Annotated in this window: 15 protein-coding genes; 7 read left to right on the top strand and 8 right to left on the bottom strand. The window is 58.8% G+C overall.

The features are described from left to right. The 4 genes from P3T24_RS31215 to P3T24_RS31230 all read left to right on the top strand — a co-directional run bounded on the left by P3T24_RS31215 (position 1) and on the right by P3T24_RS31230 (position 5,388). Positions 1-3,150, top strand: coding sequence for an error-prone DNA polymerase (locus P3T24_RS31215; protein WP_429287631.1), 3,150 nt, complete (start codon positions 1-3; stop codon positions 3,148-3,150). Positions 3,151-3,329: 179 nt separating this feature from the next. After that, entirely contained in the window at positions 3,330-4,289 is a 960-nt protein-coding gene (locus P3T24_RS31220) for an SOS response-associated peptidase family protein (RefSeq protein ID WP_429440561.1), read from the top strand. Between the two features lie 576 nt (positions 4,290-4,865). Next, entirely contained in the window at positions 4,866-5,054 is a 189-nt protein-coding gene (locus P3T24_RS31225) for a hypothetical protein (RefSeq protein ID WP_429287633.1), read from the top strand. Between the two features lie 154 nt (positions 5,055-5,208). Further along, the gene (locus P3T24_RS31230) at positions 5,209-5,388 is read left to right on the top strand and encodes a beta-lactoglobulin I (protein WP_429287634.1); all 180 of its coding nucleotides are present in this window, start codon (positions 5,209-5,211) and stop codon (positions 5,386-5,388) included. A 22-nt stretch (positions 5,389-5,410) separates the two neighbouring features. Here P3T24_RS31230 and P3T24_RS31235 read toward each other — a convergent pair whose 3' ends face one another. Next, positions 5,411-5,632 (bottom strand): hypothetical protein, encoded by a 222-nt coding sequence (locus P3T24_RS31235; RefSeq protein ID WP_429440563.1) that lies wholly within the window; start codon positions 5,630-5,632, stop codon positions 5,411-5,413. A 128-nt stretch (positions 5,633-5,760) separates the two neighbouring features. After that, entirely contained in the window at positions 5,761-6,108 is a 348-nt protein-coding gene (locus P3T24_RS31240) for a helix-turn-helix domain-containing protein (RefSeq protein WP_429440565.1), read from the bottom strand. A gap of 303 nt (positions 6,109-6,411) precedes the next feature. Between P3T24_RS31240 and P3T24_RS31245 the strand changes: the two genes are divergently transcribed. Continuing rightward, entirely contained in the window at positions 6,412-8,313 is a 1,902-nt protein-coding gene (locus tag P3T24_RS31245) for a hypothetical protein (protein WP_429440567.1), read from the top strand. 356 nt (positions 8,314-8,669) lie between these two features. On the opposite strand, the gene P3T24_RS31250 is transcribed toward P3T24_RS31245, so the two are convergent. Then, positions 8,670-8,915 carry a helix-turn-helix domain-containing protein gene (locus P3T24_RS31250; protein ID WP_429440569.1) on the bottom strand — a complete coding sequence of 82 codons (246 nt, stop codon included), beginning with the start codon at positions 8,913-8,915 and terminating at the stop codon, positions 8,670-8,672. 304 nt (positions 8,916-9,219) lie between these two features. Here P3T24_RS31250 and P3T24_RS31255 point away from each other — a divergent pair, with 304 nt between their 5' ends. Beyond that, the gene (locus P3T24_RS31255) at positions 9,220-10,542 is read left to right on the top strand and encodes a hypothetical protein (protein WP_429440571.1); all 1,323 of its coding nucleotides are present in this window, start codon (positions 9,220-9,222) and stop codon (positions 10,540-10,542) included. 206 nt (positions 10,543-10,748) lie between these two features. Further along, positions 10,749-11,285, top strand: a complete 537-nt coding sequence (locus P3T24_RS31260; protein WP_429440573.1) for a hypothetical protein — start codon at positions 10,749-10,751, stop codon at positions 11,283-11,285. Between the two features lie 890 nt (positions 11,286-12,175). On the opposite strand, the gene P3T24_RS31265 is transcribed toward P3T24_RS31260, so the two are convergent. The 5 genes from P3T24_RS31265 to P3T24_RS31285 all read right to left on the bottom strand — a co-directional run bounded on the left by P3T24_RS31265 (position 12,176) and on the right by P3T24_RS31285 (position 19,519). Then, positions 12,176-12,436 (bottom strand): PAAR domain-containing protein, encoded by a 261-nt coding sequence (locus tag P3T24_RS31265; RefSeq protein WP_429440575.1) that lies wholly within the window; start codon positions 12,434-12,436, stop codon positions 12,176-12,178. Between the two features lie 48 nt (positions 12,437-12,484). Beyond that, positions 12,485-12,895, bottom strand: a complete 411-nt coding sequence (locus tag P3T24_RS31270; protein ID WP_429440577.1) for a hypothetical protein — start codon at positions 12,893-12,895, stop codon at positions 12,485-12,487. A gap of 28 nt (positions 12,896-12,923) precedes the next feature. Beyond that, entirely contained in the window at positions 12,924-14,486 is a 1,563-nt protein-coding gene (locus P3T24_RS31275) for a type VI lipase adapter Tla3 domain-containing protein (protein WP_429440715.1), read from the bottom strand. Between the two features lie 66 nt (positions 14,487-14,552). Beyond that, entirely contained in the window at positions 14,553-16,709 is a 2,157-nt protein-coding gene (locus P3T24_RS31280) for a T6SS effector phospholipase Tle3 domain-containing protein (protein ID WP_429440579.1), read from the bottom strand. 26 nt (positions 16,710-16,735) lie between these two features. Beyond that, positions 16,736-19,519 carry a type VI secretion system Vgr family protein gene (locus P3T24_RS31285; protein WP_429440581.1) on the bottom strand — a complete coding sequence of 928 codons (2,784 nt, stop codon included), beginning with the start codon at positions 19,517-19,519 and terminating at the stop codon, positions 16,736-16,738. Between the last annotated feature and the right edge of the window lie 806 nt (positions 19,520-20,325).

Genomic DNA, 20,325 nt, shown 5'->3' on the forward strand with positions numbered 1-20,325 from the left:
ATGGACGCAACCTTCACCGCTCTGCCGGCGTATGCCGAGCTGTTTTGCCTCTCCAATTTCTCATTCCTGCATGGTGCTTCGCATGCGGAGGAGCTGGCCCAGCGTGCAGCGCAACTGGGCTACTCGGGTCTGGCGATAACTGACGAGTGCTCGCTTGCGGGAATCGTGCGGGCGCATGTAGCGGCGAAGGAGGCGAACCTTCCCTTCGTCGTCGGCTCGTACTTCCGGCTCGTCAATGCCGACGGCTCGCCGGCGTTCGGTCTCATCCTCCTCGCCCAGAACCGTGAGGGATACGGAAACCTTTCCGAACTCATTACGCTTGCCCGCACGCGCGGACCGAAAGGCACGTACCGGCTCACACCTCATGACCTGTCGCGTCCAGACCCGGAGAGCAGCCACCTTCGCGGTGTGCCGGACTGTCTCGCGATACTGATACCGCATTTCCCGGCGAAGGAGGACGTGCTCGACGTCCAGCTCGAGTGGCTCGAACAGACATTTCCCGGTCGCGCATGGTGCGGCCTTGTGCTGCATCAACGCGCGATGGACGATATTCACCGGGGAGCGGTCGAATACATCGCCGACTGCCGTGGCATTCCGGTCGTCGCCCTCGGCCAGGTGGTGATGCACGTGCGCTCGCGCAAACCGTTACAGGACACGATGACCGCCATCCGTGTGGGCAGGCCGGTGCAGGAATGTGGCTACGACCTCTCTCCCAACGCGGAGCAGCACCTGCGTCCCCGCCTGCGTCTCGCGAACCTGTATCCGGAATACGCGCTCGCAGAGACGACGAACATCCTGTCGCGTTGCACGTTCTCACTCGACGAGCTGCGCTATGAGTACCCGGACGAACTCGTGCCCAAGGGCATCACGCCGACCGCCTACCTGCGGCAGGAGACCTACATTGGGGCCCGCCGCCGGTTTCCATCCGGCATCCCATACGACGTGCTGGAACAGATTGAACACGAGCTCGAACTCATCAGGGAGCTCGAATACGAGCCGTACTTCCTGACGGTCTATGACATCGTCCGCTTCGCCCGTAGCCAGCACATCCTGTGTCAGGGCCGGGGCTCGGCCGCGAACTCGGCGGTCTGTTACTGCCTGGGCGTGACAGAAGTCGACCCGGCGCGAGGCAACATGCTCTTCGAGCGTTTTATATCGAAGGAGCGGGGCGAACCGCCCGACATCGATGTCGACTTTGAACACCAGCGACGGGAAGAGGTGATTCAATACATCTACAGGAAATACGGCCGTGACCGCGCCGCGATAGCGGCAGCCGTGTCGACTTATCGTCCGCGTGGTGCCCTTCGCGAAACCGGCAAGGCGCTGGGCGTCGACCCGCAGATTGTCGATGCCGTGGCCAGGAGCCATCAATGGTTTGATGGCAAGGAGGACCTCCTCAACCGCTTTTCCGAGTCCGGTCTGAACCCGGAGACGCCACTGATTCAGCTGTGGGCATCGCTTGCGTCGCAACTGCTCGGTTTCCCTCGCCATCTGTCCCAACACTCTGGTGGCTTTGTTATCAGCCGTGGAAAGCTCACGCGCCTGGTGCCCGTTGAAAATGCTGCGATGGTCGACCGGAGTGTGATTCAGTGGGACAAGGATGACCTCGAGTCGCTGGGGTTGCTGAAAATCGACGTGCTTGCGCTCGGCATGCTCTCGGCAATCCGCCGAGCGCTCGACCTCGTATCGGACCAGCGGGGTGAACAATTCGAGATGCAGGACATACCGGCTGAAGACCCGGAAACGTACGAGATGATTTCGCGCGCCGACACCGTGGGCGTTTTCCAGATTGAATCGCGGGCGCAGATGAGCATGCTGCCGAGACTCCAGCCCCGTACGTTTTATGACCTCGTCATTGAGGTGGCGATTGTCCGCCCGGGTCCCATCCAGGGTGGCGCCGTTCACCCGTATCTTCAGCGTCGCCAGGGATTCGAACCTGTGAGCTACCCCAGCAAGGCACTTGAAACGGCACTTGGCCGCACGCTCGGTGTGCCGATTTTCCAGGAACAGGTGATGCAGGTGGCGATGCTGGCCGCGGGCTTCACTGCGGGCGAAGCGGACCAGTTGCGGCGTGCGATGGCGGCCTGGAAACGCAAGGGTGGTCTTGACAGATACTACGACCGAATCGTCAATGGGATGACCGAGCGCGGGTATGACAAGGCCTTCGCGGACGGCATCTTCCAGCAGATTCTCGGCTTCGGCGAGTACGGGTTTCCGGAGAGTCACGCGGCCAGCTTTGCACTGCTGGTGTACGCGAGCAGCTGGCTGAAACGCCACGAGCCGGAAGCCTTTCTTGCGGCGATGCTGAACAGCCAGCCAATGGGGTTTTATTCGCCGTCGCAACTCGTTCAGGATGCGACGCGGCATGGTGTTCAGGTATTCCCCGTCGATGTCACCATAAGTGGCTGGGACTCTTCCCTTGAGCCGATAGCCGGTGCCACGCGCCCAGCGGTCCGACTGGGCCTGTCCCTGCTCAAAGGGATGCGTGACGGTGCCGCAGAGCGTATCGAGAATTCACGCGCGATACGTCAGTTCACGACCGTATCTGACCTTGCCCGGCGTGCCCAACTGGACCGTCATGACCTGCAGGTGCTCGCCGCGGCGAACGCACTATCGTCGCTTGCTGGCAACCGGCGCGAGGCACTGTGGCAGTCGGTCGCCGCAGTGCCGGACAAGGACATGCTGGCGGTAGCAAAGGTCGAGGACGAAACGCCGGAACTCGGCGCGCCGTCAGAAGCCGACGATATTGTCGGTGACTATCAGTCGATGGGTCTTACGCTCGGACGACATCCTCTCGCGCTTCTGCGGCCCCAGTTGCTCGAAAACCGGTTGATGCCGGCGTCCACCCTCCATACCTACCGGAACGGCCGGCTCGCGCGCGGATGCGGCATCGTTACCGTGCGACAGCGGCCAGAGACGGCGAAAGGTGTCATCTTTATCACCCTCGAGGACGAGACCGGCAACGTCAACGTCATTATCTGGCCCAAGGTGCTGGAGCGGCAGCGCAAGGAGGTGCTAGGCGCATCGTTGCTCGGAGTGCTGGGTCTATGGCAGTGCGAAGGCGAAGTACGGCACCTTGTCGCGCAACACCTTATCGACATGTCGTACCTCCTTGGCGAGCTGCCGTCAGTGAGCCGTAATTTCCATTGATGACGTACTCCTGGACCGGCGACTGACATCTGGCTCGTGTCTTCGCTTCAACCGGTTCACCGCAACATACGAAACCATCCACGTTCGTCGGCTCACACTCAATGTGCTACCGCAGCAGGGCTTATTGGGCCGACTGCCCACGAGGGTGGATTATCATGGGACGAAAACGGGAGGGCCACATGTGTTATTCGGCACAGATTCTGGCTGACTATCGCAGGTTCGTACGGATGTTTGGCGCGACGATGAGCCTCAAGGAATTCGCACGGCTCTTCTTTGAGCGGGCGGAAGGCAGCAAAGCCAAGATTCCGAAAGCGATGGAAGATGCGTTTTCGGAGCCTCAGTCGGCTGACGAATTCGAGATTAAGGCTCTCATCGACAAATTCAACGCAGACCAGGTGACGAAGCTGGAGCAGGACCTGTTCAAGCAACGTGCACGACTCGTCGATGCAGAACGCGCACTTCAGACGAAGGTCACGAAGGCAGCAACTGAAAGCATGCGAATAGCCACCGACAAAATCGCGTGGACCAGAGGCAAGCTGGACGATATCCAGCGGACCGAACCCAAAGCGCGAGATTCTCGCATTTTCCCAGGGCACTATGCGCTAGTCATGGTTATGGAGAATGGCCAACGCGTCATTAAACCGATGCGCTATCAGTGCCGTGTCGCTGGCACACCCGCATCGTTCGATGTGAAATACCCTGGTACCTACAACGCACGCATCGATAACCTCGAAGGTTTCTGGAAACCACTTTTTGGGCACTCGCACGGAATCCTCGTAGCCAGCGTTTTCTACGAGAACGTAAGCAAGGCAAAAATGGACGGTCGCGAGCTTGCGGAGGGCGAGAAAGACGAAAACGTCGTCCTGGAGTTCAAGCCTAATCCGGCGCATGAAATGCTGGTCGCCTGCCTTTGGTCAAAGTGGACATCGCCAGGCCAGCCGGACCTGTTGTCATTCGCGGCGATCACAGACGACCCACCACCAGAAATTGCTGCAGTAGGGCATGACCGCTGCATCATTCCGATCAAGCATGAAAACATCGATGCGTGGCTCAACCCGAATCCGAAAGACCTGGCGTCGTCGCGTGCGATTCTTGACGACCGCGACCGGCCATACTACGAGCATCGTCTTGCTGCCTGAGCACCCTCAACTTTCGACTCGTGACGAATGGACCTCTGGATTCAACCTTGCGCGCGGTGTGCTGACCTCTATGGAGAGTCGGCGGCCGAACCTCCACATCAGGACCTCACCCTCAACGGCGCCGGCGCGGTGAAAGATGCCAGAGCGGAAGAGCACTACACCTGCGTTTGCTGCCAAGCGGTGTTTGCGCGGATTCTTGTTGGGCCGCCAACGCGTCAGATCTGGATGCTGTTGAACGCCGGCCAGCATTGACGGGTACTCTGCTGCATAGCTGTGTCAGCCGGAATGAACCAAAAGAGCTCCGAGTTCGACGGGCCGTTCTTTGAGTCAGGCAGCCGTTCGAATGGCCCCTTGACGACAAAGGCGAGGGCGGCTTCTGGCGGGTCTGAGTCTGCCAGCACCTTTCTTTTCCTGTTCGAAAACCCACCACCTTTCTACGTCGCCCGCTGTTATCTGTGGGCCTTTCTTCGGTCGTGCGTCTGCGTGAGCCGGCTATCCCTCAGTGGATTGTCTTTGTCTGTCCAGCTACATTGAACTCAGCGGCCATTTCCCCTCCGGTCGCACAAGGAGTCTCTCGTGGATCACGAAACGGAATTGATGAAAGCCCGGCTCAACGCGCTAGAGACGCTAGTGTCTGTTGGCGCGAAGAAAGATGCGTCCCTCCTCGCGGAAATCCGGGAGGTAATGACGCAGGAGTACCAGTTGGCGGTCAAGGAGTCCAACAGACGCGGACGAGCCTTCGTTCGCCCGACCCGTGATGATTGAATCGCGCGCACCTCGCAACCTGCTGGCCGAACGGGCCAGGGTGGAGGCATGGGACGCGCTTTGCCGGAAGTTCGGAGCACTCTCCTGACGCGATTTTCCCTCTTCAGCGTTGGTGAATCCGTGCCGATAAGATGGATAGACACTGGAGGTTGAAATGATCTATGCCATCTTGACGCCGAAGATTGATGAACCGCTCGGCTACTACTCGGCAACCGTCGCGCCGACGCCGGAGGACCTCGCTGACCACATGGCAAAAGCATCCGGCTTTGCGGATCGCGACGAATGGATGGCATCTGCGGGAGTCGACGTTATCGGATACGCGCCGGTGCACTGAAGGCCCTGGCCAGTCGAAAGGATCAGGTGAGGGCGTCGGTTTTGGCGCCGACGCTGACTTTCCACACCTGGTTCGCCCCGCTGCACTCAGTAATGCCACCAACCTGCGCGTTGACCCTGGCAGTAGTAACCTTCACATCTATGCCGTCAGGGATTGAGGCAGGAAGGTCGTTCAACTTGCGCAACTCATCTTTCACTTCCCCTACCCACTGCGTCTGGGCAGCCAGGCTAATGTCGGTGCCCAATTCGTCTCCGCTACGTTCGCGCCGCTAGCCCGCGCACCGGGCACGGGACTACAGTTATCTGGCTAACCAGGCCGCCCAGCAGTGCGCCCAGCTATTGGCCTGCCGCGGCTGTTAGCGTGACGACGACGTCAGCGTCGCGCAAACCTCGCCGTCAGCCGCTCCACGATCTCCACGATCATCTCCCGGTCTCTACTGGCCACCCCCGATAGTAACCGCACCAGGTGTTTCGCCTGATCGCTTGAGCGGCTGCTGACCTCCGTCAGCAGATCGGCAATATCGCAGTCAAAGATATCGGCCAGCTCCATGAGCCGCGCCACGTTCGGCATGACAAGTCCCCGCTCGATCCTCGAGACCGCCTCGTTTCCTATTCCCAGCTGTTCTGCGACCTGCTCCTGGGTGAGACCTGCCGCGACGCGGTTTCTCGCAATCGCCCGTCCCACCATCCCGGTCAACCGGTCCATGTCGGTATTCGCCATCCCCCCTCCTGTCCACCCGAATGGTTGGCGATCACCTCATCTATCTGAAGGGCCTTTTGGGTTGATATTCAACTTTTCAGGATGTTTGCCGTTATCTATTTTGTCCGCCGGTTTTCAGTCTGCTCCCACCGACCCGTGAGCACGATGGCCCGACGTATATGGCCGACCTATCCGCCATTTAGTAAAGCAGCCAGATAACCCGGTCCCTGACCGGCCGCAAGGGTGTCGGACGCCCCAGTCGTACAACCACTGACAAACCATAGAGAGGGTAAGAAATTGAAGACTTATGCGAATGCAGGACTTGTGAAACTGACACTGTGCGCGTCGGTATCCGTCGTGCTTGCCGCCTGCGGGGGCGGCGGTGGGGGATCTTCCGGACCAGCCAGCAGCCCGACGCCTGGGGCAACGACGCAGATCAGCGGCAAAGCGATCGACGGCTATCTGGCTGGCGCGACCGTCTGTCTCGACAACGGCTCGGGCGCGTGCGACACCTCGCAGCCGACCGCGACCACTGACGCCAGCGGCAACTACTCGCTGCAGGTTACCGGCAGCGTCACGGGCAAGACACTGGATGTCCTGGTTACCCCGACGACGACCGACACAACGAACGGTAATACCGCCTTCGCAAGCAGCTTCACGCTCTCGGCGGTGCTGCAAGGCGGCACGACCCAGAACGTCACCCCGCTTACCTCGATGGTGGCCGCGCAGATGCAGGCAGGGCTGAGCTTCCAGCAGGCCACCACCGCTGTGCAGGGTGTCATCGGCAGCAGCGTCGATCCCGGCGCCGACTATGTCGCCAATGCCGACAGCAAGACCGCGTCGCTTGCCTCCCAGGTGGTCAGTACCATAGTGGGTTACGCCGCCAGCGGTAAGCTGGCGCCGACCATGGCTCGCAACGTCCTGAATGCGATCGTTGCAACCGGCAGCCCGGCAGCGGTGACACCGGCGGCTGTTCTGGTGCAGGCAAATGCGCTGGCCACGCCGGTAGACGCCTCCACGGCACTGGCCAGCCCGCTGTATGTGACTGATGACTTTCTGGTGAATGTTTCCGCTTTCACGACGGGCCAGACCTCGACGAGTCCCACGGTCAATATCGCGCTGCGGGATGCCTACACGCTCTCCGGCTCCACGCTCACTATTGGGCAACAGCAGTTCGGCTACCCGAATGGAAGCTGGGCACCGGTCTCGCCAGTGGGCGTCTGGGATGAAGACCGGGACACCGGGCTCGGCGTCAGCCTGCTCGACGGCGCCACGGGTGTGTACGAGATGAAGGCGGACGGCACCTGGACCGGCTTCCTTTCCAATGCCCAGCTGTATCCCGCGATCAGTCTCAGTTCGACTGGCAGCAGCCTTGCTGGCACCGATCCGAACACGGGCATCGGCTATACGCTGCAATACCGTCAGACCGATGTGAGCGGCCAGCCGCTGGTGAGCGCCGTACCGTTCTATTACAGCTTCGCCGGCCAGAACCCGGCCGCTGCGCTGATGCAGGGGGTGTTCGCTTCGGGCACGACTGAATATCTTGGTAATGCTTCGTACTCGGACGATCAGGTGATCCTGCCGGTCGACGCCGATACGGTCCAGACGAGCATCTACGGCAGCGACACCACGGCCGACTTCGGCGAAGGCATCACGCTCAACGGCGTGGCGATTCCGGACCCCAACAACCTGGGCACGGTCGGCCAGACCTATACGTCCGTGCAGCAGGTGATCGGCATGCCGCTGACCGTGAGCAACAACCCGACGACCGGTGGCCCAGGCTGCACGCTGGTGCTCTCAGCCAATGGACAGTTCCAGATCACAGGCCTACCGGTTTATGTCACCTACCCACCCACCGTTGCCGCCGGTGCGGCACCAGCCACGACCAGCGTGAATGTCACCGGTACCTGGACGACCTATCCGCGCAACCCGAACGTGCTGGTCCTCAGTTTGCCGGCCACGTTCAGCCAGGCGATCTACGCACAGGACAACGTGACAGAAGCCATCCGCGACGGCGCGAAGTTCGTCATCGCGCTTCAGAACGGGCGGCTGAAGTCCGGCTTCCTGATTCCGGCCGGAACGGTGGCGATCACGCCGCAGTTCACCGGACCGATCGCCAGCCAGATTGCGACAGCGCTGCTGGCCACCGGCCCGCAAATCACCGCCCAGCCGTCGGCGGCCGCCGTCCAGCAGACATCCGCGCGCCAGATGAAAGCTGGGCGGTAAGCAGGAAACAACCCGCGTTGCGCTGTACGTGCCGCCATCGTGCGGCGCGAATCCCGGTGACTAACGTGACTTGAAAGGTCGGTGGGCTTTCACGTCAGCCGGCTTTTCATTCGTGCGCGCGCGGAACGCATACGCCTCGCCCACTCCACCTTTGGCCAACGAGAAAATGAAAACGTTCAGAAATTGCCTTCTGCTGGCAGGCATTGCCTGCTTCACGACATTCGGCCTCACGGGGTGCAACAGCATTGAGCTTCGTCGGCACTGATGCATTGCAGCTTTTGTCCCGCGGGCCGCTAGCGATTCAAGCACATTGGCAGCGCGTCGCCACATCAAAGCCAAGCAGACGAACGATTCGGCTAGAGCCCGGCGTCGACCAGCAGATCCGACGGCTTGCAGTCAATCGCCTCTGCAATGCGGACGATATTGAGGAAGGTGACGTTACGCTGGCCCCGTTCGATCTTACCCATATGCGAGCGGTCGATCTCTGCATAGTCTGCGAGTGCTTCCTGGGAAAGCTCCAAAGCCTTGCGCCGCGCGCGGACCGCCTCGCCCAGCCGGACGAGATATCGGTTTTTGTCCTGCTTGCCCGAGACGCGTTTCATGCCACATATGGTCGTGCCCGAGGGTTTTTTCGACCACGGTATTTACGACCCTATTTATGCGCACTGGTTTGCGTACCGAGGACCAGAAGCAGACTGTCTTTTTGCACCGGCAATGCTGCTAACGCAGATCTTCAGCAAAAGAACTGGGTTGTTTACGACCACGGTATTTAAGACTCTTTTTTAAATGCCGTTATACGGATGATCGGATGGCGGTAACCTCGCGACGACTAGCCAGTGTGCATAGCGTAGTGCCGGTTCCCCATCGCCATTCCAGTTCAACAATGCGGTTTAACCGAGCATCAACATGGATATCTATCAATACGCAATGCCCTTGAGGCGAACCCTTCTTCTGGCTGGCGCGACGTGCGCCGCCGCATTCGGCCTGAGCGCCTGCGGAAGCCGTACGCTGGACTTTCGCAACGCGGAAGTTGTCAACGGCAAGGTTTATTCGCAGGGGAGCGACAATTCATTCTCCGGGAAGCTGACCAATGCGCCATTGACCTCTATCGTTGGCGCCCAGCGAGGATTTGTGCAGGTTTCAAATACGATCAACGCTGCGGCACCCTACATCGACGCCCGTAATGTCTCGCTCACCTACATCGGCATACCGCTCGGTCTCGTTTGCGATGTCCAGATCGACGATGGGCTGCTGGACGGAAAATCGGTCTGTATGACGCCGCAATCCGATACTGTCCGGCTTGAGATGACGTTCAGCAAAGGCGCACTGGACGGCGCGCTGCGCTTCTACGGTGAGGATGGCAAGAAGACGGTATCAGATGCCGCTTTCACATCGGGCAGTCCTGACGGAACGCAGAAGGTCTACAGCCCTTTCTCCGGCAATCTGGTCCTCGAGGTTCCATGGACACATGGCGCCATGACCGGCACCGAGAACGGTTACAACGACGCCTCGGGAAAAAAGATTCTGGAGGCGCATCGGAACGACGCTGGAAGGCTCGATGGTGCGTTCATGGAATGGTCCGCCGATGGCACGCTCATTCACAAGCTGACCTACGTCGATGGCAAGAAGGAAGGCACCGAAGAGCTCTACTATCCTGAGACCGGCAAGACCCGAAGCCACTCGGAATGGAAGGACGGCAAGCAGGACGGCCTGACTGCAACATACAACGCCGCGGGAGACCTGGAGTCGTCGCAGCACTTCGCGGCAGGCGAGCGGGTATATACGCCTGAAGAGGCTCATACGATTGCAGATCAGCAGGCGCGGGACGCCTATGACCATTGCATCAAAAGTGCTGAAATGAATGGCGTGGGTGCGGGTCGTCCGTCGACTGAGGGCGTCACGCAGCAGCAGGAAGCTCAGTGCGGGCAAATCGCACAGCAGGTGAGCAGCGCCGCGCTCAACGATCCCGGTGCCAATGGGCGGGTGGTGAACATTCCCGCTACGGGCGACGGTGTAATGCAAGCTGTCGCTGCTGATAAACCAGCGCCCACAACGTCAACGTCCCCGGATTTGACGAACAGCGCGGCAGGCGACAGCAACGCCTGCGTCAATAGCTGGGTTGCCGACTATCAGAAGGGACGCGATGCAAATGGGCTTAGCGACGCTGTCTCAGATGACCAGTTCAATGAGTGGCAGGAATGGTGCAGACAGGGCAAACGGCCCGGGTAAATCCCAACCAGCTGACCAGCCCCTCCTCACTTGTCGTACGATCAGCGATACGAAAGGTATAGTAGAGCTGTGTCAGGTTCTGGCATGGCCCTCGGAATAGCCAGAATCATTAGCCGACCTTATGGGTCGGCTTTTTTTGTCGCAACTTACGTGGAATGCACGCTCCCGCCCCGCGAAGTTCTACGTGCCTCAGGGACAACTCGCCTATGAGCCTGCAACATATTTTCAAGTCTCGAACCGAACGTGCAGCACGCGTCCTGGATAGTTCAGACGTCGGACCCAAACAGATCAAATTCTTGTCAGCAGATCTCTCGGACGCCGATACCCTGGCCGAGCTTCACGAGCGGTTCCCACGTAAAAAGTCAGGGGGCTTCTATCTTTACCGTATGTCTCTCGATACCGAGGAAGCAGGCACCGTTGCACGGGCGAGAAGCGCCTTTCGAAGCGTCCGCATGACCGGTACCTGGAATATGAGCCGCGACAACCATGAACATCCGGATTCAAGTTCGCTCTACGTTGGAACATCCGAGAGCATGCACGATAGGTTTCGGTCCCATCTCGGCAAGGGCAACGGAAAGGCTACCTGGGGTCTCTATCTGGCAGCATGGGCTCGTCCGTTGAAAGCAGGCTTTGTGGTCGAATACTACGAACTGCAAGAAACGATTGCGGAGGATGTCGAACTGATTGAAGGCGTGCTCTGGGACTCGCTTCGACCACTTTTCGGAAAAAAGGGCGGCAGTTAGCGCAAGTTCGATTGTCTTCAGTCAAAGAACTGGGCCCGCTACCGTACATTATGCTTCCTCGCATCTGGATACCACTGCCGCCTGCAGTCCCGGCACCTGTATAAGATGCTTTGAATTCTTGCCTCGTTGATCTTCGAGATGTTCTGCCCGTTGCAGCGCGGGCAAGCAACGTCCGGCGGCACTGGCAACCGATGCCTGCGGCTCGCGAGCAGATAGGTCTGGTACCCACAGACAGGGCACTGAACGCCAGGGTTGTCGGCATCGGTGCGGTGGAAATACCTCAAGTCACGTGAGCTACAGCGCAGGCACTGGAGGCCCTGATCGGCTGGAGAAAATCCCAATCGAAACCGGGGCCGTGATACGGGTAGCGTTCCGGCTGCACGACACTGATCCAGCACTTCGAGAAACAGCGGCTCGAGTCGGCCACGATATCGTCTGAACAGGCCTGCGTCACTGGCTCCCGATATCGCCCATGCTTCAGTTGGCGTCCATGGTGCCCACAGCAACACGGCCGTCGCGTAGATGCGTGGATAGCTTTGGCGCTGAACGCGATAAAACGGAGTGTTCTTCGATCGGGAGAAATTCGAATCGCAGGCGTCGCAATGATAGAACGCCTGCTCCGGTTTCAACACTCTCACGAGCCTCCGGTTATCGCAATATGGGCATGCAACCGTCGCCAGATGTTCGGGTTGCGATGCCCACAGCATCTCAACCATCTCGCGCAACGCAAACTCGTCTCTCCAGATTTGCTCGAGCTCCCGATATGCGTCCAGAGTAACGTGAGCGAAAGCAGGCTTGAACCAGACCGGGACGCTTACTGGGGTACCCAGCACTGCCTGCCGCTCACGTTCGCTTGACCTGTTGCTCAACGGCTCCGCCATGTTCGCCGATTACCCCCCGGTGCTGGACTGGCTGGCGATCAACCTCGCTCCGCAGCCGAGTTGATCACCATCACACGCGGCTTGCTGCCCCGCAAAACTCGCGTTGCCCGACACTTTCGCAATATGCGTCTGACCGTGGATCTCGCAGATGGCCGGATCGTTTTGGCGCGCGATTGCCCGGCCCTTGATGCGGGAGTTCGGTGCACCCGACAGTACACGGCCGCCGTGGCTGTGGGTGTCGCCTTCAACGATGTATTTCTTCTCACTCATAGCGCTTACCTGTCATAGCCCAACTATTTCAAGGCTGGGAGATTGCCGCTAGTTTCTGAAAATCTGCGTCTCAGCGAGCCCATGAAATATCGCAGACATTAGGGTGCAGTCTATCGCGACTGCACCGACTATCGTCAACACGGCGACCCATGCCCATTCCGGCCGCTTGATCTTGAAAAGCCCGTAGATAACGAAGGGCGATATCAGAATCCACACGGGTGAAATCGCCGCGAGGAATAAGAACGCTTTATTTGATGCATCGCTCATATCCCCAGCGAACGCCTCATACAAGAGATCCACCGCGTAGATCACCGTCGCCAAATAGACGGCACCGACTATGGTCAATACTGCGACCGATACCCGGTTCGACCGCCCGGCCTTGACAAGCTTATTGATAACAAGAGGGGATGCAAGAACCCACGCCAGCGAAATCCACGCCTGCAAATCAACTTCGTTCATTGTTGTCCTGAAGATGCCTCCAAGAGCCCTAGAAATCCCAGCTAAATTTCTGCGGATGCGACCCGCGTGATGCTGCGTCGGGCGGCGTCACCATCACGATCGTTGCATGCAGCGGATCTCGCAGATTGATAAGCGCACTCGTCTTGCCGTCACCGTATCCCATCATCAGAGCGAGCGCCATTTGAACCCACGTCGAACTAGTGCCAGTATCACCGCCAATGCGACGCTGCATATCGAAAGCATCTTTAGGATCATCCAGGTCGATATGCTGCGCATTGTCATGCAACGCCTGCACGAGAAGGGGGAGATTGTTGGTTGATGCACCGGTGTCGAAGAACATCCGGTTAGGCTGATCACCTGCCGAGAGCGTGCCCAGCGCCTGCTGCCATCCCTCGCGAAGCTTGTCGAGACGTTCACCTTTTTTAAGTGGCTCGCCGTGACCATCGCCCAGATCGACCCGCACCGGACGATGCAGGTAGGCAAGCACGGGCGAATCGTCGTATTCCTTCAACTGCCAGGTTGTCCAGGGCACCGGCACCCACGGATCTGGCTTGAATCCTGTTGGTGCCTTCAGTGGTGTTGTCTTCCAGAATTCTGCCAGCTTACTTTGCCAGTAGTCCCAAGACATTTCCGAAACGCCGCGCGACGGGTTCGGATACGCATCCTGCTGTGCCCAAAAGTAATTCCACAGTTTGATCACGTCGTACTGTGTTTTGGTCTTGTCGATCGCTTCGGGTACGTCGACAACATACGGCCGTATGATGCGGTCGACCCTGTCCTTACGAGTCACCAGCAGAGCCACGAAACTGTCCGGTCGCTTCGGCACGAAGTAACCATCTACGTTCGATTGTTCCAGATAATTTTCCCCAGGGGTACGCATGTAAGTGCGCGTATTGAGGCCGTCCTCAACCAGCACGACTGCGGCGGGCAGGTCTGGATGTCTATCGAAAAATTCGAACAACCTAGCGACCACATCGTCGCCGTGTTCGGTATGAACCTCGTCGAGCCGGATGTACAGCGGATTCGTAATGCCTGCGCCGTTGTCGGCCTCTGAGATCTGCGCGGCCATTCGGCTAGCACTGGGGTTATTGACGTCTCGGGGCGGTCCCGCCACGATTACTGGAATCGGCCAGAAGTCTACCCAACGACGCAACGTATAACCGAATACGTTATTTTCGCGTTGAGACTCTGCTGAATCACGATCAGACGATGCCCACGGATATTCCTTCGGATTCTGTAAAAGCAGAGTGCCCTTGGGACCGGCCTCGTCGAGACGCAAGAGCATCGCACTTTGACGGAATCTGTCGACGGTCACGCCGAAGCGGCGTATCTCGAGCGTGAAACGTGGATCACGCGGTGTTGCGGCCACCGCAGATTCCTCACCTATAGCTGCGCTTTGCCTGGTAGATGAATCGGGCTGCGGTCGTGCATCGGCACGCGCCCACGCGCTATACCCCGCGTACGCGCCTCCTGCCAGCAGCAATGGTGGCAGGATCAACAGCAGCAGGCGTCGGACCATCGAGGCGTCTCCAAAGGGCGAATAACCGCCCATACTAAGCACTTTCAGCGCCACGATCCAGATCAACGCCAGAACCGGTAACGCGAACAGGAACAGTCGGACGCTCGAAGCGCGAGTTGAAGTCGTCGTCATGGCGCGTCAGAATGGCGATGGTTGGAACGGCGGATTTTGTTCGTACTTGATCTTGACTGTCTCGCTCACCACCGGCGCTGGCGGTGTCGTCGGTATCTTGTCTGAGGGAAACTTGCCATCCTTATAGTAAGTGCAGTTCGCATCGACAATTGCATAAGTCATCGCGTCGAGCTGTTGATGCCCCCCCCCGGCTTTTTCAATGGTCTTCATCGGTATGCGCCAATCCGCGATCGCGCGAAGCAGCTTCGCCCAGTCCGGGTTGTCGATTGCGCGAGCCTGCCCGATCGACACGTCGAAAGCGGTCGCGCAACGATGATTTAGCCGTCCGCTCATCACCCCCGAGTGATAAGAATCTATCGGGGTGAGCGAGTTCATTAATTGAACCTTCTGTTCGTTTGGGGTAAGGGTTCGATTCACCACGATGGTCTCTCCCTCACCGGGATCCGTCGCATCAATTACCGTGCATTGGTCATCGGGCGCCTTACCCTGGTTTAACCAGGTCTGGACTGCTTCGGGAGTGGGATAGCCTACGTTTTCGGCATAACCGGTGTTAGGGTTGTCAGGTGGCCACTGCATCACCTTCCGAGTCGTCGCAGTGGGCAATGCGCTGAGCGCTGTCTCCGCTTCGAGCTGATCAATCGACTGCGTCCCGGCCTCGAACTCATTTGGGGATTTCCCACCGAGCGGTACATTATTGCCAGGGCGCCTGTTCTTCTCCAACTCCGGATTGAACGGCGGTGGCAATTCCTCGCCGTTGATGTTGCGCATCGTGTTCTCCGCGATCGGCGCCCGCTTCAAGTCGTTCGACCCGTGCGAACTCTCGCCGTGCTCGCGCAAGTTGTATGGTCCAGGGGGCGTCCCCACCTGGACCGGCTTGCCGCCCCGCAACCGGCGGGTAAAAACCCGCTGCCGCAAGGTGTCCGACACCAGACCGGTGTCCTCCGCTTTCGCGTTGTTTTGTGCAGGACCCGTCTTTATCGAATTGGGCAACCCGATACTACCTATTCCATTCACTCCCCTGAGCCCCACTGTTGCATCCTCCGGACAGAAATACACATATGTCTTGCCGCGGTTGTCTCGCTCGGCGAACACTAAGGACGTCTTCCCCTGTGGTCCCTGCATCCGCGTCGCGTTATCTGAACGCCACACTGCCCCCGTGATTCCGTGATTGTCCGGGCCACCTTTGACATACTGCAGTTGCTCCAGCTTCGGCGTTCCGTGTTTGCCGCTCGCGACCAGACCCGTGAGGTTCGCCAGTGTTTTCACACGTGCCCAGATCGTCTGCTGGTCGTCGCCGCTCTGCAGAACTTGGTCCACGATAGATTCAGCGTATGAGTACGGCGAATCGATCAGGATCAGGGTATCGGCGGGTCGATTAGCGGGCAGGACCAGCTTCCCATCAACAAATAAACCGTCCACCAAAAGCGCCTGCGCGAGCAGCGAGATTAGCGTGCCTTGACTGTGCGCGATGATGTTCACCGTCCCGTCGGAGTCGATCAGCCGGATCTGGCGCACGAGCGCAGCCAGACGCAGGGCCGCCAGCACCATATAGTGCCGGCTTGGAGCTTCCAACAGCGGGTGTGTCGGATCGTTATTTGCGCGATTCAGCCTCTCCGTGTTCTTGCCGCCTTTGAAGTTCGTGTTGAACATGTCCGGGATGTTCGTCGTCGCATTCGCGAACATTCCACCGCCCTTCGCACGATGACTGTCCAGGCGATTGCCGAACTGATCGACGTACTGGCCATTCACGGTCTGTTGAGAGGGTTGTTTCGCAAGATCGTTGGCGTTCGCCTTGAACCCCCAGTAGAACGGAATCAACGGACTGAACGTGCCCTCCGGTTCCTGACGGCGATAGATCACGTCGTCAAGATTCTTCATCAGGTCGGCGGCCGTAACGGGGGTTGGGTCGTTCGCCATGCGCCCATGCGTGTACGTACCGGCCTTCAGATCCATGCGGCCAAGCCGGTCGTTCAGTCCCTCGCACAGTCCGCCCTCGACAGTTTCGAAGTCGGTGCCGAGATCATTCACGCCGTGAATCAGGATCGTCGTGCAGGGAAACCGGTTCGGCAGAGGCACCTGACGATGGGCATTGCTATCCCGGTTCGGTACGGTTGTGCCGGTGTGTTGCGCGATGGGCTTGCGCCCAGAATCCGTGTCGCTCATCGGAGTCACCCGTTATCTGTTCTGGATCAAATCTGGTCAAACACTTTAATATTGGTGATCCGCATCACATCGCTCTGTACAAGCTGGGTGAGCCCTTCTGCATCCGACGTTCCTTGGACCACCCGGCCGTCATCGAGCGTGATCTCATAAGGTTTGTTTGGCGCCGGATGAGGATTCTCTGAGGTTTCGGTGCCGGAGTAATGCAGACGGAACTTCTGATCGGTTCCATTTTTACCAAAGCTCGGCCGGTCAGCCTGATCGGTAGATGGGCCAACAAAATCGTGGCTCGCTGTATGTGCTTGGAATGCGCCATTCGAACCGACAGTGATCCCGCCACCGATCTTGATGTAGCTGCCGTCCTCGGCGATCAGACGGATCGTCTTGCCAGTGATCAGGACTTCGCCTGTCGAAGACGTGATCTGTGCGTTCTTCTGTGCGTTAACGACGACTTCGTCTGCCTGTGCCTGGAGCAGCAGTTTGCCCTGGTTTGCGATCGCCACAACGCCACCTTGCTGCGCAAACAAGGAGACCCCTTCGCCGGCCTGCACGTTGACGTGCTGGCCGCCTGTTAGCTGCAGATGCTTCTGCGCCACCTGGTCGATGTTCTCGCCTGCGTACGTCACGTGCGTTTTCGGCGTGATATTGACCGAGCCCGCTTGCGCACCGAACGCGATCAGCGCCTGCGAGCTACTGGCGCCCGCATTCGGGGCACTCCCGGACTTTGCTGTGCCGTCGCCTGGCGTCCAGCCCTTGAAGGCCGAGGCGACTGCTTGCTGGCCGGTCGCGTCCGTAGGCTGTCCACCGTGCTGGCCAGCGTAATCGCCTAGCGATTTGAACAGTTCCGCGCACTCACCGAGCAGTTGCACCAGTTCGTCGCGGTCAAGCTGCCCCCCGCTCGCCTGTGTACGTGCATAGGTCGTCAGCAGCATACCCTGTGCGGCTCGTAACGCTGCTGCGGCGTCGGTGCGCAATTCAACGCCTTCGCCACGATCAGCACCCTGGCCGTTGTCGCGCGGCTGCGTCAGATAACCCAGATTCAACTGCGAGTGCGCATGTTCACTGGCCAGTTGAGCGCTGATTTGCTGTGGCGTGTCATCAAGGCGTAACTGGTTATAACGCGCCCCCTTGATTTCCTTGGTCTTCACGCCCGACACGTAGCGATTGCCGGGAAGTGCACCGGTATGAGTGAAACTCGCGGGCGTGTTGGGGCCGTTCGCAAGTGCGCCGATTACGACCATCCTGTCTGGGTCACCGCCAATATGATCAATGAGTACCTCCATCCCAACGCGCGGCAAGGTGCTTTCCCCGAAGCTGGGACCGGCCAGCGCACAGGCGACCCGCACGGGCGCGCTGTCGGCCGGGGTGCCACTGGCGCCGGCGCCCTGGGCGTGTGCATGATCGTCGGGATCAAGCCCCTGGATCTGCACACGGATGCGCCCCATCTCATCGCAAAATACTTCCTCTCCGTCGGGCCCCACGACAGTAGCGGTCATGGGATGGACCGGCGGCAAATCTACACTCGGGTCGTAAGCAGGCGTTAGTTGCACACCCCGACGGATGCAGGAGAACGTATTTTCATAGCGAGTTTCGTCGTTGCTCGTCGAGCCCGACGAAGCTGCTGGCGATTCAAAGACCCAGCGGCTCGCTTCGAACAGTGCCTGGGCGCGGTCATTCAACTCTTTCGGCAGGCTGTTCTCTGCGCGGTGATGCAGGAATGTCGTGACGAATTGGCGCTGATTGGCTGGTCGTTGATCGACCTCGGGATGACCCGTCAGCGAGAACCAGTAGCCGACAGCCATGTCCCGTACCCCACTTGCGCCATCCACCGATTCGGCCTTCAGTTCGTGCGCGAGCATCCGGTCTTTGCCTAGCCGGTCATAGTCCGACCACGAGTCACCTGCGTGGGGTGCGTCGATCACCGAATCGGACAGTAACTGCGCGAGGTCGTTTCCCGCATCACCCTGGTCGACGACGGTAGGTTGCTGGGTTTGCGTCACGGTGCCCGACTTGTAGTCCGGCGTAGCGCGCTTTACTGATCCAGGTATCAACGACCGCGTGGTCGACCACAACGTTATCGAGTCACGCTCCTCGGTGGCGGCATCCCGATGAAAGCGGAGGTCGCCAGTCGCGGCCTGCGGCAACTTCATCGGATCGTCGAAAAACACCAGAGTATGTACAGGGGTGTTGTTGGTGGTGCTGTCAGTACCGCTACCCGCGCGCACGAACACATTGACACCGTCACGGCGCAGCAGTCGCCGTATAAACTGTGCATCGGTTTCGTTGACCTGTCGCGTCACCTCGCGAACCGGGTACCGGTCCCGGTTCAGACCAGACAGATCAAAATCGAACGCCCGCGCGAACGCTGGGCTTCGTTGCCGCCACTCCTGCATCACAACGCCGAGAATGTCCGGCAATGCCTTGGTGCGGAAGATGCGCGAGTTCGTGCGTCGCTCCATCACGGACAGGGCATCACGTATCGTCAACTGATAGCACGTGAGCGATCCGTCCGATTGCCCAGCACGGACATCGGTGATGATTCCGTTGATTGCGTGTAGTTGCCCCCGGTCAGTGACCATCTGGACAGACAAGGGCAACGCGAGAAAGCTCTTTTCCGGTAAGTCGGCTCGTGGGGACACGCATGTCAGGTGACCGTTGATGCCGGACATCAGGCCTTCTTTGATGTCGAGCCTCTGAAGCAAGAGCACCTGTTGCAATGTGCTCTGGGTACTGCCCCATTCAAGCCGGATTGGCCGGTTGTTCTGGTCGAGCGCACCGGATGCAATAGCGCGCAGTAAATCGGTAGGATTCACGCTGAAGCCCTTTGGTTCGTGTCAGTTTTTCTTTTTCAATTCACGCCACTAATGCAATAGCTGGATTATCCGCGGCCAAGTAGAACAGGATATCAAATGAACGATCAAGGGGAAATATTTTTACAGATATTTAAGGGTTTTTAACGCTTTTAGGAATGCAGAATGGATATTTAAAACATAACCAATCACCATCGACGCGGACTTAAGTGGGTCCGAATCGGGATTAACAAGCTCGATCTATCGAGCCGCGGTCCGTTATGCCATTTGGATGAAAGTCTGGGACCCACGAACTGCCCAATCACCAGCGTCCGGACGCTATGCAAGCTATCCATCTGGACCCCGTCGTCGGTCCGATAGCAACCGATTAGAAGAGCTACATGGTGCTGTAATTGCCTCTTGGACACCGCTGTACTACCGAACCATTTCAGGTACTGCGGATACTCGTCTTCTTGTGCCACCCGCTCCCTAGGCGAGCAAGCACCGCCCGCATGCGCTGTCGATGGATTCTGGTAATGCTCCCATTGCTCTCCAGCTTTGAAAGGACTTTGTTGAACCTTCAAAAGCAGGACGAGCAATTGGGCGGGTGTGATGAAACGCATATTCGCAATAAGCAATTCGTCTTCAGGTAATACAGCATTTTCGTCCGCTTCGTCAGCGACCGAGTTGCTCACAGCGATGTCCTCGACGTGGCAGTCTCTCTGCTCAGCGGGACTACCCAACCTTACGTCCGATACCGACATGATTAGTTCTGGATGCAATCCGGTTGTGCGTCGGCCGGATACGACTGCGGTGTGACCACTCGCGAC

The sequence above is a fragment of the Paraburkholderia sp. GAS33 genome, from assembly GCF_050436645.1.
GTDB lineage: Bacteria > Pseudomonadota > Gammaproteobacteria > Burkholderiales > Burkholderiaceae > Paraburkholderia > Paraburkholderia phenazinium_B.

Coding starts and splice junctions, on each gene's coding strand:
- P3T24_RS31215 (WP_429287631.1), top strand. CDS start 1: ATGGACGCAACCTTCACCGCTCTGCCGGCGTATGCCGAGCTGTTTTGC.
- P3T24_RS31230 (WP_429287634.1), top strand. CDS start 5,209: ATGATCTATGCCATCTTGACGCCGAAGATTGATGAACCGCTCGGCTAC.
- P3T24_RS31260 (WP_429440573.1), top strand. CDS start 10,749: ATGAGCCTGCAACATATTTTCAAGTCTCGAACCGAACGTGCAGCACGC.
- P3T24_RS31255 (WP_429440571.1), top strand. CDS start 9,220: ATGGATATCTATCAATACGCAATGCCCTTGAGGCGAACCCTTCTTCTG.
- P3T24_RS31280 (WP_429440579.1), bottom strand. CDS start 16,709: ATGAGCGACACGGATTCTGGGCGCAAGCCCATCGCGCAACACACCGGC.
- P3T24_RS31265 (WP_429440575.1), bottom strand. CDS start 12,436: ATGAGTGAGAAGAAATACATCGTTGAAGGCGACACCCACAGCCACGGC.
- P3T24_RS31250 (WP_429440569.1), bottom strand. CDS start 8,915: ATGAAACGCGTCTCGGGCAAGCAGGACAAAAACCGATATCTCGTCCGG.
- P3T24_RS31270 (WP_429440577.1), bottom strand. CDS start 12,895: ATGAACGAAGTTGATTTGCAGGCGTGGATTTCGCTGGCGTGGGTTCTT.
- P3T24_RS31240 (WP_429440565.1), bottom strand. CDS start 6,108: ATGGCGAATACCGACATGGACCGGTTGACCGGGATGGTGGGACGGGCG.
- P3T24_RS31220 (WP_429440561.1), top strand. CDS start 3,330: ATGTGTTATTCGGCACAGATTCTGGCTGACTATCGCAGGTTCGTACGG.